This window comes from Pseudomonas sp. SDO55104_S430, from assembly GCF_054070595.1.
In genome coordinates, this window is record NZ_JBSVXG010000072.1 from 12,875 (window position 1) to 28,216 (window position 15,342).

9 protein-coding genes are annotated in these 15,342 nt (G+C 61.9%); 1 reads left to right on the forward strand and 8 read right to left on the reverse strand.

What is annotated here, in order from left to right:
- Positions 1–3: 3 nt before the first annotated feature.
- Positions 4–1,530 (reverse strand): CoA-acylating methylmalonate-semialdehyde dehydrogenase, encoded by a 1,527-nt coding sequence (locus ACW9JE_RS14885; RefSeq protein ID WP_457433166.1) that lies wholly within the window; start codon positions 1,528–1,530, stop codon positions 4–6.
- A gap of 161 nt (positions 1,531–1,691) precedes the next feature.
- Between ACW9JE_RS14885 and ACW9JE_RS14890 the strand changes: the two genes are divergently transcribed.
- The gene (locus ACW9JE_RS14890; protein ID WP_175379526.1) at positions 1,692–2,639 is read left to right on the forward strand and encodes a LysR family transcriptional regulator; all 948 of its coding nucleotides are present in this window, start codon (positions 1,692–1,694) and stop codon (positions 2,637–2,639) included.
- Positions 2,640–2,672: 33 nt separating this feature from the next.
- Here the strand turns inward: ACW9JE_RS14890 and ACW9JE_RS14895 are convergent, their stop codons facing one another.
- From ACW9JE_RS14895 to recC, 7 genes are all read right to left on the reverse strand, one after another.
- Positions 2,673–3,383 (reverse strand): CatB-related O-acetyltransferase, encoded by a 711-nt coding sequence (locus ACW9JE_RS14895; RefSeq protein WP_457433173.1) that lies wholly within the window; start codon positions 3,381–3,383, stop codon positions 2,673–2,675.
- A 102-nt stretch (positions 3,384–3,485) separates the two neighbouring features.
- Positions 3,486–3,995 (reverse strand): OmpA family protein, encoded by a 510-nt coding sequence (locus tag ACW9JE_RS14900; protein WP_457433167.1) that lies wholly within the window; start codon positions 3,993–3,995, stop codon positions 3,486–3,488.
- A 12-nt stretch (positions 3,996–4,007) separates the two neighbouring features.
- Positions 4,008–5,264, reverse strand: a complete 1,257-nt coding sequence (locus ACW9JE_RS14905) for a diguanylate cyclase domain-containing protein (RefSeq protein ID WP_457433168.1) — start codon at positions 5,262–5,264, stop codon at positions 4,008–4,010.
- Entirely contained in the window at positions 5,261–5,836 is a 576-nt protein-coding gene (locus ACW9JE_RS14910; protein ID WP_457433169.1) for a YfiR family protein, read from the reverse strand. Before ACW9JE_RS14910 ends, ACW9JE_RS14905 begins: the two co-directional genes overlap by 4 nt.
- Before the next feature lie 96 nt (positions 5,837–5,932).
- Positions 5,933–8,041 (reverse strand): exodeoxyribonuclease V subunit alpha, encoded by a 2,109-nt coding sequence (gene recD, locus ACW9JE_RS14915; RefSeq protein WP_457433170.1) that lies wholly within the window; start codon positions 8,039–8,041, stop codon positions 5,933–5,935.
- Positions 8,038–11,730, reverse strand: a complete 3,693-nt coding sequence (gene recB / locus ACW9JE_RS14920) for an exodeoxyribonuclease V subunit beta (RefSeq protein ID WP_457433171.1) — start codon at positions 11,728–11,730, stop codon at positions 8,038–8,040. Before recB ends, recD begins: the two co-directional genes overlap by 4 nt.
- Positions 11,727–15,179: an exodeoxyribonuclease V subunit gamma gene (gene recC, locus ACW9JE_RS14925; RefSeq protein ID WP_457433172.1), complete on the reverse strand. Its 3,453-nt coding sequence runs from the start codon at positions 15,177–15,179 to the stop codon at positions 11,727–11,729. The genes recB and recC overlap by 4 nt, the downstream gene beginning before the upstream one ends.
- Positions 15,180–15,342 lie beyond the last annotated feature (163 nt).

Here is a 15,342-nt window from a genome sequence, read left to right on the forward strand (position 1 = left end):
TCCTTATCGCAGATTGATGGTGGTGTTCACGCCGTCGTTGACGCTGTCGTCATCGAACCAACGGGCAGTGACCGTCTTGGTCTGAGTGTAGAACTGCACCACTTGCTTGCCATACGGGCCGAGGTCGCCCAGCTTGGAGCCACGGGAACCGGTGAAGCTGAAGAACGGGACCGGCACCGGAATCGGGATGTTGATGCCGACCTGACCGACGTCGATTTCGCTCTGGAATTTACGCGCCGCCGCACCGCTCTGGGTGAACAGGCCGGTGCCGTTGCCGAACGGGTTGGCGTTGACCAGGGCAATGGCCTCATCGAGAGTGGCAACTTCCAGCACCACCAGCACCGGGCCGAAAATTTCCTGGGTGTAGATCTGCATGTCGGTGGTCACGCCGGAGAACAGGGTCGGGCCGACAAAGTTGCCCTTCTCGTACCCTGGAACACTGATCTCGCGACCATCCAGCTCCAGCTTGGCGCCTTCCTTGATGCCGCTCTCGATCAGATCGAGAATCCGCGCCTTGGCCTTTTTCGAAATCACCGGGCCGACGTCGGTGCCCGGCTCGCTGCCGGCATTGACCTTGAGCTTCTGCGCCAGCGCCTTGAGATCCGGCAGCCATTGCTTCGCCGCGCCCACCAGCACCACCACCGAGGTGGCCATGCAACGCTGACCCGCCGCGCCGAAACCGGCACCGACCAGGGCATTGAGCGCTTGTTCGCGATTGGCGTCTGGCAGGACCACGGCGTGGTTCTTGGCGCCCATCATCGATTGCACGCGCTTGCCGTGTTTGCCAGCCAGGTCGTAGACGTGAGTACCGACCGCAGTCGAGCCGACGAAGGACACGGCCTTGATGTCTTTATGGGTGCAGAGCCCGTCCACCACGTCCTTGCCGCCGTGCACGACGTTCAGTACACCGGCCGGAATGCCGGCTTCGATGGCCAGCTCAACCAGCAGCATGGTCGACATCGGGTCCTGCTCGGAAGGCTTGAGGACGAAGGTGTTGCCGCAGGCGATGGCCATCGGGAACATCCACAGCGGAATCATCGCCGGGAAGTTGAAAGGGGTGATGCCGGCGCACACGCCGATCGGCTGGCGCAGGGTGTAAGTGTCGACGCCACCGGCGACGTTTTCAGCGAACTCGCCCATCTGCAGGGAGCCGATGGAGCAGGCGTGCTCGACCACTTCCAGGCCACGGAAAATGTCGCCCTCGGCGTCGGCAATGGTTTTGCCCTGCTCGGCGCTCAGCACCGCGGCGATGCGCTTGGAATGCTCGCGAATCAATGCCTGGAGCTTGAGCATGATGCGCATCCGCGCGCCGATCGGGGTCAGCTTCCAGGTCTGGAAGGCGCGATGGGCCGCGCTGATCGCCGCATCGACTTCCTCGGCGGTGGCGAACGGAACCTTGGCCAGCACTTGCTGGGTCGCCGGATTGACGATGTCGTGCCATTCGGTGGTCTTGGATTCGACCCACTCACCGTCGATCAACAGCTTGACCTTCTGCACGGTGGTTTCGTTGGGCGTGAGCGATGCGTTCATGTCGATCTCCTGGACGTTGTTCTTATTCAGAGAGCTATCAGTCGAGTCAAGGCGAGCAGGTCGCCTCGAGAGAAGTCCTGTGCCGCGAATAGGTTTCGCGCTGTTTTTGGAGTATAGATGTGCAAACTTCCAACAAGAACGCACATAAAAGCCGGTCCAACATGCAAAAAAACATCACGTCCCTGGGGTCGCTGAACTGGGACGACCTCAAGTTTTTCCTCGAAGTGGCCCGCACCCGCAAGGCCAGCACCGCCGCCAAGCGCCTGGCGGTGGACTACACCACCGTGTCGCGGCGCATCAGTTCGCTGGAAGCTTCGTTGGGTACGCTGTTGTTCGAGAAATCGCGGACCAGCGGCTTTGTCCTGACCGCTGAAGGCCAGCGTTTGATGGGTTACGCGGAATCGATTGAAAGCACACTGCACATGGCCTGCGAGCAGGTATCAGGCTCCGGCGTGGCACTGTCCGGGCATGTCCGCATGGGCTGCACCGAAGGCTTCGGCAGCTTCTTCATAACCCCGCAGCTGAGCCACTTCGTCGACGCCTACCCGGCCATCTCGGTGGACATCCTGCCCCTGCCGCACTTCATCAGCCTGTCCAAGCGCGAGGCCGACATCGTCATCGCCCTGGAACGCCCGGAACACGGGCCGTACGTGTGCTGCAAACTCTGCGACTACCGCCTGCAGCTCTACGCGACCCAGGAATACCTCGACAAACACCCACCCATCCGCCGCGCGGCCGACCTGGGCAAGCATTCATTCATCAGCTATGTCGACGACCTGGCCTTCAGCTCGGAGCTGCTCTATCTGGCCAACGTCCTGCCCAGCGCCAGCGCCAACCTGCGCAGCACCAGCGTAATCGCGCAATTCGTCGCGGCGCAGCAGGGACGCTCTCTGGCAATCCTGCCTTGCTTCCTCGCGGCGCAGGATCCGCGGTTGCTGCCGGTGTTGCCGGAGGAGATCAACATCACGCGGCAATTCTGGATGTACTGCCGGGAGGACCTTAGGAAGCTCAAGCGCATCACCCTGTTGTGGGATTACATCAGGGAGGTGACGGAGCTGAATGGGCCGTTGTTGCTGGGCCAGACGCGGGAGCTGCGTTTTACCGACTGAGCCCCTGAGAACACCATCCAAACTGTGGTGTGTTCAGCCAGACAATACGCGGCAGCCCTTGCGAGTGAGCTCCAGCCGCTGGTAGCTCGCCCGATTTTCGTCACCCAGGCTCATCAACTGCGGCAACGCCACCTCGGGATCATCCAGGCGCAATCCTTTCAGGAATTCGATATCGCGCTCCCACCATTTGCTTTTCAGCAACCGCGAAATGACTTCCGGCGAATGCCGATACTTGACCACTTTCGCCGGCACGCCCGCGACGATGGCGTACGGCGGCACATCGTGGGCCACCAGCGCACGGGTGGCGACAATGGCGCCGGTGCCAACTTTTACGCCTTCCATAATCATCGCGCTGTGGCCGATCCACACATCATCGCCAATCGTCACATCGGCAATGACAGGATCGTACGTGAGCGCCGTGTCGGTGTACTGGAACGGGTGGGAGCTGACCCAGTCTGAAGGGTGAGTGTTTTTTTCCTGACCGATGTAGCAGTTATTGCCAATCGAACAAAAGCGTCCGATGGACGAAACCGTCGACAACTTGCTGTCACTACGGATGTAGGTATGGGCGCCAATAGTCAGATCCCTGGCATCGATGATCACATGCCCCAGAGACACACCTTCTTCAATGATCAGCGTCGTATTCTTACCGAGTGAAGACACCCCGCCCGCGAACTTGCACGTGTGCTCTCGAAGCCATCGCTTCCAATAACGGTTTCGGTAAAAACTCAGTAATTTTTTCATCTGCTTAATCAACGCTTGTTTCTTGTTGTCTGAGCCTGAAGCGCTCATGCAAAAATTCGGATGCCCGGCTCGGACCGGGCAGGACACAAAGCATACCGTCGATCACTCGGCGCTCACCACAATGGCAACCCGACGATTTTCCGTGCGGCCGGAAGCCGTGTCATTGCTCGCCACCGGCTTGCTGCTGCCGAAACCCTGCAACTGGATGTTCTCCTGTTTCATGCCGGCGTCAGCCAGGACGATGGCGACGCTCTTGGCGCGGCGCAGGGAGAGCTGTTCGTTATAGGCCTCCTTGCCCGACGCGTCGGTATGCCCATCAACCCGCACCCGCTCGATCCCCACGCTCAGCAGCGACTTGCCGATGCGCTGGACGATTTCGCTGCTCTGCGCATTGAGGCTGTCGACGTCACTGCCAAACAGCACTTTGCCGGACAGGCCGAACGCCCAGCCCTCGTCGGTCAACTCGAAGCCTTGCTGTTTCAGCACGGCGATCTGCGCCGGGGTCAGGCCTTTAGGCGGCACCGACTGACAACCGGCCAGGCTCAGCACGGCCATCAACAGGGTGATCGAGAACAAGCGCAGGGTACGTTGGGTGAGTGAGAACACGGACATTCAGCTCCTTGATTAAACATCGGCGACAGGGTGCTCCGACCCTGCGGTATGTTGCGCGCCCCGGGTGAGGCGCTTGGCTTGATACATCGCACCATCGGCGGCATCGAGCAATGCGCTCGGCGTGCCCCCGTGATCGGGGTACACGGCGATGCCGATGCTCAGCGAAGTCATCACCTCGTGCGCCCCCGGCAACTCGATGGGCGTCTCCATACTGGCGAGGATCTTGTCGGCGATCCGCTCGGCGTCTTCGGTCTTGTGCAGCGGCGTCAGCAGCACCGCGAATTCATCGCCGCCCAGGCGCGCCACCAGATCCTCTTCACGCAGTTGCGCCTTGACCCGACTGGCCACGGCCATCAGCACGGCGTCACCGGCGGCATGCCCGAAGCTGTCGTTGATGTCCTTGAACCGGTCGCTGTCGAGGAACAGCACCGCCACTCGCTCGTTGAACTTGTTGGCGTTGCGCAACGCCCGCATCAGCCGGCCTTCGAAGAACGCCCGGTTGGGCAGCCCCGTGAGGCTGTCGTGATTGGCCTGGTGCGCGAGGGACTCGTTCTCGCTGCGCAGGTGGAACTGCCTGGATTCGAGCTCATCAAGCAGCGCATTGAAGTCGTTGCCCAGATTGTCGAGCTCGGCGATGGTCGCCGGCGGCACGCGTCGATCCAGGGCCCGCTCGCTGCGCGCGGCATGAGCCACCGCGGCCAGACGACGCAAGGGGCCGGTGATGCCGCGCAGTTGCCGGCGCGCCAGATAGAGCGCGACCCAGGCACTGATCGCCGTACACAGCAAAATTCCCACCAGACCACTGAGCAAAAAGCGCATCAAGCTGCCACCGTGTCCGGTCAGCCGAATACTGCCGACCTCGCGGTCCTGATGAAGGATCGGCATGCTGATGGGCTTTTCCAGAAAGACCTTGGCCAGCTGCAGTTCGAGCTCGGTCAACAACCCGGTTTCCGGCCGCTGCCAGCGCGCCAGCACCTGTCCCTTCGCATTCAGCACCTGAGCATCGGCAACTTCTTCGGTGGAGGCGATCAGCGCCAGCGCTTCCGACGCGGCGGCTTTGTCGTTGAACACCACGGCCGCTTCCACGGTGTAATTGATCGAGCGGGCGATCAGGTGCAGGTTGTGATCGGCATACACCCGCAACGCCAGAATGCCCAGCAAGGTCAGGGACACGCTGGCCATGGCCACGGCCACCAGCGCCACGATCAGATGACCGCGGCCGATGACCGAACGCAGGGTCGGGCGACTACCCGGCTTGAGCAGACTCATGTGGCCGCCGGCTTGCGACGGGACAGTTGCAGTACGCTCGGATGGATGCGCACACCACTGCGGGCGACGGAGTCGAGATTGACCTCGAAGGACACTTGCTCATCGCTGACCCGTAGACAGAACAGATTGCCGACGGTGCATTGATCATCGCTCTCGCTGATGCTCAATACCGGGCGGCCGGTCAGCGCGGCATACAAGTGGCTGCGCTCCTCAACGGTCAACTTGCCGATGTACGCTGCATCGCATTCATCGGCGATGGTCGGGTTGCTGGCCAGCAAGCGGCGCACGGTCACGGGTCGGCCCGTCGCCTGGGTCGTGCCTTTAAGCAGGTCATCGGTGTATTCGGTGGGGCCGATCACGCACAGGCGAAGCCGGTCGGGTTCAACCGGCCAGCGGGCATAACTGAGAATGCCGAGGACGACTTCGGTGACGGCCTTGGCGCGTTGCTCGGCCGGGCTCGCAGGAGCTTGCGGTTGAGCGCAGACAATCCCCGACAGCAAACACAGAAGGCCGGCGAGCAGTGCCTGTTTGCTGCTCATGACACGCCCTGTCGTCCTGACAGCCACCTTCATGCGGGGATTCTCTTCAACCGTAACCAAATGATGCCGCAACGATAGCATAGCGACGGGACGCCAGCGAAGCAGCGCCCCTTCATGCCCGATGCTTTTTCAATCAGCCAGGTCTGAATCGCCCTTGAGCTCGAGCATCAAGCCGCTCAGGCGTTTGACCTTGCGCTTGACCGCCTCTTCGAAGACGCCGCCACGGGGCTCGATCAGGGTGAACCAGTCCTTGGCCCGGGTGATCCCGGTGTAGATCAGTTCCTTGGTGAGCACCGGATTCAGGGCGTCCGGCAGGATCAGCGCGGTATGGGCGAACTCCGAGCCCTGGGATTTATGCACGGTCATGGCGTACACGGTCTCGACATCATTGAGCCGGCTCGGCAGGACGAACCGCACTCCGCCCTGCCCGTCGTTGCGCGGGAACGCCACGCGCAAAACCTGCTTGCCCGCCTCGGGCCCGTCGCGCTCGGGCAACTTGAGCGCGATACCGATATCGCCGTTCATCAAGCCCAGGCCGTAGTCATTGCGGGTCATCAGCACGGGACGCCCTTCATACCACTGCTGGTCGCTGTCGATCAGCCGCGCCCTGAGCAGCGCCTCGGTGACCCGCACATTGAGCCCTTCCACGCCCCACGGCCCCTTGCGCACCGCGCATAGCAACTGGAAGGCATCGAAGGCTTGCAGGACCTGGCGCGCCCAGTCCATCCAACTCGGATCTTCCAGCGTGGTGTTGAACGTCGGACGCTGGTTACGCAGCACGCTCAAGTAATGCCGATAGCCCTGGGGTCCTTCGCCATGTCCTTCGAGCAGCAAGCGCTCCAGGGCACGATCCTGTTCATTCTTGAGCGACACGCTGAACACGTCGCCGTGACTGCGTGCCGCCAGCAGATTGCGCGCCTCATCGGGCTGCTGCTGATTGACCCAACGGGCCAACTGGCCGATGCCGCTGCCTTCGCCGAAACGTCGCGAATGACGCAACATCACTACCTGCTGCGCCAATGGATGACTGCCGTGGGTATCTTCCTGCAAGCCGCTGGCTGCCAGGCTTTCGCCACTGACCGACTCCAGCCACTGACGCGTTTGCGGGCTGTACCAACCGGCCTCGGCATCGCGACACAAATCCCCCAGCACCGCCCCCGCCTCCACCGAGGCCAACTGGTCCTTATCCCCCAGCAACACCAGACGGGCATGGGGCGGCAAGGCGTCCAGCAGGTTGGCCATCATTTCCAGGTCAATCATCGAGGCTTCGTCCACCACCAGCACATCCAGCGGCAGGCGATTGCCCCCGTTGTGGCGGAAGTGCCGGGTGCCCGGACGGCTGCCGAGCAAGCGGTGGACGGTGGTGACGTCGGAGGGGATCTTATTGCGGATGTCTTCGCTGACTTTCAGCGTACGCACCTGCTGGCTGATGGATTCGGTCAGGCGCGCGGCGGCCTTGCCGGTGGGCGCCGCCAAACGGATTCTCAGCGGTTGGCCCGCTTCGACTGCGGGCGCCTGGAGCAAGGCCAGCAGGCGCACCACCGTGGTGGTCTTGCCGGTGCCCGGCCCGCCGGTGACGATGCTGAACGCGCCGCGAGTCGCGAGGGCACAGGCGAGCTTTTGCCAGTCGATCACTTCAGCGGATCCGGCCGAACCGAACAGACCGGTCAGGCGCTGAGGCAGGTCGCTCGGGGCGACTTCTTGCACCTCGAGGCGTTGGCGCAACGCATGATCGATCTGCCGCTCGTAGGCCCAGTAGCGGCGCAGATAAAGACGCTTGCCCGACAGCACCAGCGGACGCTGCTGCGCGGCGTCACTGGTGTCGACCGCCAGCGCAACCAGACTTCCGGCCGCCAGCACTTTGCACCAATGGGCGCCATCGAGCGATGCCAGCAACTGTGACGGCAACAGCATCGCGCCACCTTGCACATCGCCTTCGGGCGGCAGCGACAGGGCGAAATCCGGTTCCTTCAAGGTTTCGAACAGATCCAGGCAAACGTGGCCATGGCCCAGTTGATGGCTGGTCAACGCGGCGGCCAGCAGCACCAGCGGATCATCGTCCGGAGCCAGTTCATGCAGGAAGGCGACGAAGGCTTTATCCAGCGCCCGCAGCCAGCCACGTTCGACCCAGCGGGTGAGCAATACCAGCAGGTCGTCGGCACGGCTCAAGGGGGCGAGTTCGGCGAGGCTGCCGGTTGCCGACGAACTCGGCAGCATATCGGCGAAGGTGCGGTTCATAGCAATACTCCCTGTTCCCACGCCGGTTCAGCCTTGGGCTCGGCCTTACCCTGGAACATGCGGTCCAGGCGCTCGATCAGCTCTCTGGGCGGACGGGCGAAATACACCCCTTGTGTCGGCGCACGGGTGCCTCGCAGGAACAGATACAGCGCGCCACCGACATGCCGGTCGTAGTCGTAATCGGCCAGACGAGCCTTGAGCTGACGATGCAGGGCCAGCAGGTACAGCACGTATTGCAGGTCGTAGCGGTTGTCCAGAATCGACTGCTCCATGGCCTGCTCGGTGTACGCCGAGTCATCAGCGCCCAACCAGTTGGATTTGTAATCGGCGACGTAATAGCGACCGTCGTGCTCGAAGGTCAGGTCGACAAAGCCCTTGAACATGCCGTTGAGCAGCACCGGCTCGGCGGCCAGACGCGGCATGCCGTTGTGGGTGTACTGACGCACCAGCGCATCGAGTTTGAGCACATCGACTTTATGGCTGGCGAACCAGAATTCCATTTCGACCTGGTACTGGGTCAGTTGCTCGAACACCACAGGCGCCTGCCCCGCGCCCACCGGCAGCGGCGACTTGAGCAGATGCTGCAACCAGTCGCTCAAGGTGGTGATCCAGCCTTCCCAGCCACGACGATTGCAGCGCCGGGCGATGGCGTCTTCCACAGCTTGCGGCGTGACGGCAAAACCTTCGTCGCCGGCCCACTCGAGCAAGCCATGGAGAAAGGTGCCGGGGTTCGGGCCGCGAGGGAAACGGTGAATATCCGCACCGCCGGCGAGCATCTCACGGGGCGCTTGCGGATCGAGACGTTCGTCGTCGAAGAGCTTCTGCGCCTGCGGGCTTTCCGGTGACTCGTCGCTGCCCTCGCTCAGTACATCGCTCAGGCGCAAAGCGCTGTAGGAGGCGATCCACCAGTTTTCGCTGGCCTTGCGTGACGGCATCATCGGGGCGCGCAAAGCAGCGGTGTTTTGCGGTGGATGGTAGTGCTCGATGGTGGCTTGCGGCATTTCGCCGTAGCCAAGGGACGGGCAATGCTGCTGCAAGTCTTGCAGCCAGCGGTTGAGTTCCTGGGACTCGCTCAGGATGGCGCCGCCACCCAGCAGATAACCCAACGCCGACAGGTGTAGCACCGAGCTGTTGTTGTTCCCGCGCTTGAGATCGGTCACTCCCAGCCAGCAGGCATGCTGCGCCCGGGTCAGGGCCACATAAAGCAGGCGCAGATCTTCAGCCAGTCGCTCGTCGTCAGCCAGGGCGATCAATTCCGCGGTCGGGTTAAGCGTCACTTGCGCCTTGCCGTCGGCATCGTGGTAATGCAGCGGCAAACGACTGCCATCCACCGGTTTCGCCGAGCAAATGAACGGCAGGAACACCAGTGGATATTCGAGTCCCTTGGACTTGTGGATGGTCACCACCTTGACCAGTTGCTCATCGCTTTCCAGACGCAGAATCTGCTCTTCACCCGCTTGGCCGGACAACGCCAGATGCTCGGACAAATGTCGGATCAGCGCTTGTTCGCCATCCAGTTCGGCGGCGGCCTGTTGCAGCAATTCGCACAGATGCAGCAGGTTGGTCAGCACCCGCTCGCCATCGCTGCGGGCAATCAAAGTCTGGGGCAATTGGAAGTCATGCAGCAGGCAGCGCAGCATCGGCAACACGCCCTGCTTGCGCCAGATCTCGCGATAACGACGGAACTGCATGACCCGGGACTCCCAGGCCATTTCGTCCTGATTGAGTTGCTCCAGTTCCACCAGCGACAGGTTGAGCGTGATGCAGGCCAGGGCGGCTCGTAGCGGTCGCTCGACATCCGGCTCGGCGCAGGCCTTGAGCCAGGTCAGCATGTCGTGAGCTTCCTGGGCGGCGAACACCGAATCCTTGTCCGACAGATAAACGCTTCGCACACCGCGAGCGGAAAGCTCGGCGCGCACGGCCTGGGCCTCCTTGCCGTCGCGCACGAGGATGGCGATGTCGGCGGGCCGCAGGCCTTTGAAATCCTCGCCGTCGCGCGTGAACCCGGCCTGGTTCTGTTGCCCGCCGTTGAGCAACGCGGTGATCTGGCTGGCGCAGGCGGCGGCCAGTTGTTGCCGGTACACCGCACCGGATAACGGCTGCTCGGAAGACAGGTGCCAGATGTTCAGTGCTGGCACGGTCTGGCCATCGATCTGCAGAACTTCTTTGCGCCCTTGGGACTGGACCGGCAAGAACGGCACCGGGTTTTCGCCATCGCTCTCACGGAACAGGAACGCACCACGCCCGGCCTCTCGAATCTCGGCGCGTTTAAAGACGTGGTTCACGGCGCTGACCATGCCGTGGCTGGAGCGGAAGTTGGTGCCCAGGGTATGCAGGCGACCCGTCGTGGCCTGACGGGCGCGCAGGTAGGTGTAGATGTCGGCACCGCGGAAGGCATAGATGGCCTGTTTCGGGTCACCAATCAGGAACAGGCCGCTCTCGGGATTGTTGTCTTCGATGCGGTAGATGCTCTCGAAGATACGGTACTGCACCGGGTCGGTGTCCTGGAATTCGTCGATCAGCGCGACCGGGAACTGCTCGCGGATCAAGGTCGCCAGGCGCTCTCCGCCTTCGGCCTGCAAGGCAGCATCCAGACGCAACAGCATGTCGTCGAAGCCCATTTCCGCGCGGCGACGTTTTTCTTCCTCGAAGCGCGCACCGACCCAATGGGCGGCATGCTGCAGAACGGCAGCATCGGGTGTCGGCAAACCATCCAGACACACTTTCAAGGCGTGCATGGCATCGAGACCCGGATGGTCGGGAGCCGGGCCTTTCTTCCAGGCTTCGGCCATCCCCTCGGGGGTCAGGCGCGTGAAACCGGTGCCGATGTCCAGTTGCTCAAGGGCTTCGTCCTCGGCCCAGGTCTTGATCTTCTCGAACCAGGGCTCGAAGTAGCGCGCCTGCATCTTGCGCCCGTCGACGCTTTTGCTGGCGACACCTTCGTGACAGATGGCGAGCAATTCATCCGCCCACTGACGCCACGGCATCTTGAGTTCCAGCAAGGCGGCTCGGCGCTCTTGCAGACACTCCATGATCAGCTCGGCGGGCTCGCGGTTTTCAACCTTGTCCCGCTCGCTGGCAAACAGCCCGCGCACCCGCGGCAACAGCGCCGCCGGCCCGCCCCAATTGGTGCGCACCCAGTTCAGGGCATCGCCTTGCATCGGGTAGCAGAACAAACGCCAATAGTCGCGCAGGACTTCTCCGAGCAGATCGCTGTGATCGGTCTCCAGGGTCTGGGTAAACAGGCTGCCACTGTCGAAGGCGTGCTCGCGCAACATGCGCTGGCACCAACTGTGGATCGTCGAAACCGCTGCCTCATCCATCCACTGCGCGGCGATGTCCAGACGGTTGGCGCAGCCTGCCCATTGCTCGGGCAAATAAGCGTCACGCAGTTCGGCGATCAGGCCGTCGGGAGCTGGAGTTTCATCGCGGAAGAAGCGCGCAGCTTCCGCCAAACGCGTGCGGATTCGCTCACGCAGCTCTTTGGTGGCGGCATCGGTGAAGGTCACGACCAGGATCTGTGGCGGCAACAATTCGCGCCCGAAGCCATTGGCCTCGCCACCATGACCGAGGACCAGACGCAGGTACAACGCGGAAATGGTGAAGGTCTTGCCGGTGCCGGCACTGGCTTCGATCAACTGACTGCCACGCAGCGGGAACGCCAGGGCCAGAGGTGTCTTGGTGGTCATGGGCGCGCCTCCTCTCTGGCCATCGAACGCCAGGGGGCCTCGAGCATCGGTTTGTACAGCGCTTCGCACCAGTCCATGAAGGTCTCGTCGGCGACCAGTGCATCGAAATCGGCAAACTGACGGGCCAGCGCCACGCTTTCGCGACGCTCACCGTCGGTGGTCAGGCCATCGCCTTCATAGGCCTTGCGGCCAGCCGCTTCGGCCTTCATCGGATCCGTCTGGCCCAGCCAGGCGAAGGCCGTCTTGACTGCGATCGGCAGCGGCTGGCGCATGCCGGCTTTCCAGGCCAGCAGCAGATCTCCCAATATCCGTTTCGCTGATTGGGTTTCCATCGGAGCGAGCATCAAGCTGTCATCGCTGGCTACCAATGCGGTGGTCATCTCCAGGCCGCTGGCGCATGCGATCAGATGGTCTACCCAGGGGCGCGTCAGGCGATGCCATTTACGCGACTTGATCGAGCCGATGCTGTTGGGGATCGTAGCCACGGACAGCAATCCGCCATCGGCACGCTGATGCAGGCCACTGAGCCAGCCTTCAATGCGCAGATCATGCAGTTCCAGATTCACCGGTAGCGCACTGATTAACGGTGTTGGCCATAGAGCCAACAACTGATGGTAGCGCTGTACCAGATCCGGCAGCGGTTCGATCAACTCTCGCTGGAGGCACTCGCCAAATCCGGCCATGGGCAGCAGGCCGCTGTTTTGCAGGCGCCGCGCTTGTGCCTCGAGAGCCTGGTCGGGGTTATCCACGTCATTGAGCGCGGCCTTCAGCAGGTTGTCGCTGAGGCTGTAGCGTTGCAATGCGTCGAGGACGAAAGGCTCCTCATCCGCCAGAGGTACTTCGGCGGCTTCGAAGAACACCTTCAATCTTTGGCTGAAGAAATGCCGCACCGGGTTGCGCAGGAAATCCTGGAGCTGACCGATACCCAGCGGCTCCTCTTGAACGTGAGGCGCGAGGATTTCGTTATCGGCAGTCTGGCTGGGTGCGTGATGAAGCACCTGCCATTCGTTGGCGTAGCTGAACAGGTCATCGCCTTCGTGGAAGTAGCGAGCGCTGAAGGGTTGCAATGGGTGTTCCTGGGTCAGCGCTTCAAGCACGTCTTCTTCGGCGTCGCTTGATTTCCAGCCGCTGGCGAGGTGATCGCGCAGTTGACCGATCAGTACCGACGCGGGGCGCTCACTGTTGTCGCGAATGCTGCGACCGACCCAGCTGATGTACAGCTGATCGCGGGCCGACAGCAGCGCTTCGAGCAAAAGGTAACGGTCGTCCTCGCGACGTGAACGATCGCCCGGGCGGTAGTCGCTGCCCATGAGGTCGAAGTCCAGTGGCGGTTGCGCGCGTGGGTAGTCGCCGTCATTCATGCCCAGCAGGCACACCAGTTTGAAAGGGATCGCACGCATCGGCATCAGGGTGCAGAAGTTCACCGCGCCGGCGAGGAAGCGTTGGGACAAGCGGCCCTGATCCAGGCCGGCCAGCCAGGCTTCACGAACGACGGTCAGCGGCAGTTCGTCCTGCAGACCGACCGACTCACAATTCTCCAGCCAGGCTTCGCGCAGCTCTTCCAGCTGCGTCAGCAAGAAGTCGTCATGCTCGTTGGTGGCCTGGAAGAACAGCGACGTCAACGCCTGCAAGCGCAGGCTCCATTGGCTCGGTGATGCCGGTTGTGTGAGTTCCCGATGGGCGATTTCCAGCGCATCCAGCAATGAAACCAGCGGACCGATGAGTGCCGCATCCAGCCCGCCAATTTCGTTGTAAGGCTCAATGCCGCCGTACATGCTGCCACTGCCAACGGCATAACCAAGCAGCATGCGACGCAGGCCGAAACGCCAACTGTTTTGCTCAAGAGCCTCGGGCAAACCGAGGCCTGCACGTTGCTCGGCGTTCATGCCCCAACGAATGCCCGCGCCTTCGATCCAGCTGTGCAGGGTCGGCAGATCGCGCTCCTCGACACCGAAGCGCGCGCGCAATGCGGGTACGTCCAGCAGATCGAGAATTTCACTCACGGGGAATCGACTGTCAGGCAATTTGAGCAGGTGTTCTACGGCGATCAGCAACGGGTCGCGACCGCGCTGGCCCTGGTCTGCCAGCGTGAAGGGAATGAAACGTGGGTCGTGACGATCGAGCTGGCCGAATACGGCGCGAATATGCGGTGCATAGCTATCGATGTCCGGGACCATCACGATCACATCCCGGGGGCGCAAATGAGAGTCGGCGCTGAAGCGTGCGAGCAACTGGTCGTGAAGGATCTCCACTTCACGCTGGGCACTGTGGGCAATGTGAAAACGGATCGACTGATCTTGCTGTGGATCGATGACTGGCCAGCGTTCGCGGGTCTCGTTCAGGGGGCGCAGTTCGAGGATGTCGTCTTGCAGCTGATTGAGCATGTTCAGGGGCTGGCTGTCGCTGAACAGGTCAATGCGACCGTCGCGGAACGCTGCGCGATAGCTGTTGGGATCGTCGTAGCTGTCGAGCAGGTTTATGTAGTCCCTGCCCTGCTTGCCCCAGGCGGCCAGCAGCGGATGAGCGTGCTGATGCAGAGTTTGCGGGTCGAGCACCACCGGCATGCCACTCTTGCGGGCCTGGCGTTTGTATTGATGTCGCAGGAGGTCTTTATCGGCAACGATGTCTGCCCAGTGATGACGGCAGGGGTTGTGTACGCACAGCAATACTTGGCTGAAGCGGGCCAATCCGGCGAGAGCCTCCAGGGCTTGGGCTGGTAGTGAAGAGATACCAAACACGATTACTCGAGAAGGTAACCCTTTGGGGGCTACTTCAAGATTGTTGACGCGCTCGATGAAGCGCTGGTGGACGCCGGCGCGACTTTGGGACATGCCTTCTTCGCCGACATCCACCAGCAGTGCACGCCATAACTCTGCTTGCCAGCAATTGGCGGGGGGGAGCGGCTTGGCTTCGCCTCGGCCGCTACGCAATTGATGGCGTCCTTCGGCCCAGTCTTCGAGCCAGTCTGCGCGGTACACCTGATATTGGTCGAACAAGTCAGCCAGTCGCTCAGCCAACTGGTAGCGCTTGCGCAGGTCGGTGTCGTGGGTCAGAAAACGTTGCAGGGGCTCGAAGTGCGGTTGATTGATCAATTGCGGCAGCAGGCGCATCAGGCGCCAGGTCAGCGGGGCTTTATCGAGCAAGGATTTGACCGGGATTTCGTCACGACCCAGGACCATGCGGTAGAGCTGCCACATGAAGCTGCCGGGCAACTGGACATCAATCGCGGCGGCGATTCCGCAGCCGCCCATGTCATCGTCCTCAGCATCTTCGGCCAGCGCCAGTTTGAGCCACTGTGCAATGCCGTTGCTTTGTACCAGGGCAATCTCATTTTCCAGGGGAGCCAGCGGGTAGCGGCGCATCCAGCTCACCACCAGGCTGCGCAGCTCGTCCAGGCGGTTGCCGTGAACCACCATAAAACCAGCACTGAGGGACGTTGCGTCCGGCATAAAGGCTTCCTTGGAAAATACGAATGCTAGGGCCGAACCTTAGCATTGTCGGGGGGCGGTGACAGCGGGGAGCTGTTCAGCTTTGGTTGCGAACTTTTTACGCGCGCAAAAAACAAAACCCCAACTGCTTTCGCAATTGGGGTTTCGGAATTTAATCTTGACG

Excerpts from the sequence above, each read along its gene's own strand:
- ACW9JE_RS14885 (WP_457433166.1), bottom strand. The coding sequence starts at position 1,530 with ATGAACGCATCGCTCACGCCCAACGAAACCACCGTGCAGAAGGTCAAG.
- ACW9JE_RS14890 (WP_175379526.1), top strand. The coding sequence starts at position 1,692 with ATGCAAAAAAACATCACGTCCCTGGGGTCGCTGAACTGGGACGACCTC.
- ACW9JE_RS14895 (WP_457433173.1), bottom strand. The coding sequence starts at position 3,383 with ATGAAAAAATTACTGAGTTTTTACCGAAACCGTTATTGGAAGCGATGG.
- ACW9JE_RS14900 (WP_457433167.1), bottom strand. The coding sequence starts at position 3,995 with ATGTCCGTGTTCTCACTCACCCAACGTACCCTGCGCTTGTTCTCGATC.
- ACW9JE_RS14905 (WP_457433168.1), bottom strand. The coding sequence starts at position 5,264 with ATGAGTCTGCTCAAGCCGGGTAGTCGCCCGACCCTGCGTTCGGTCATC.
- ACW9JE_RS14910 (WP_457433169.1), bottom strand. The coding sequence starts at position 5,836 with ATGAAGGTGGCTGTCAGGACGACAGGGCGTGTCATGAGCAGCAAACAG.
- recD (WP_457433170.1), bottom strand. The coding sequence starts at position 8,041 with ATGAACCGCACCTTCGCCGATATGCTGCCGAGTTCGTCGGCAACCGGC.
- recB (WP_457433171.1), bottom strand. The coding sequence starts at position 11,730 with ATGACCACCAAGACACCTCTGGCCCTGGCGTTCCCGCTGCGTGGCAGT.
- recC (WP_457433172.1), bottom strand. The coding sequence starts at position 15,179 with ATGCCGGACGCAACGTCCCTCAGTGCTGGTTTTATGGTGGTTCACGGC.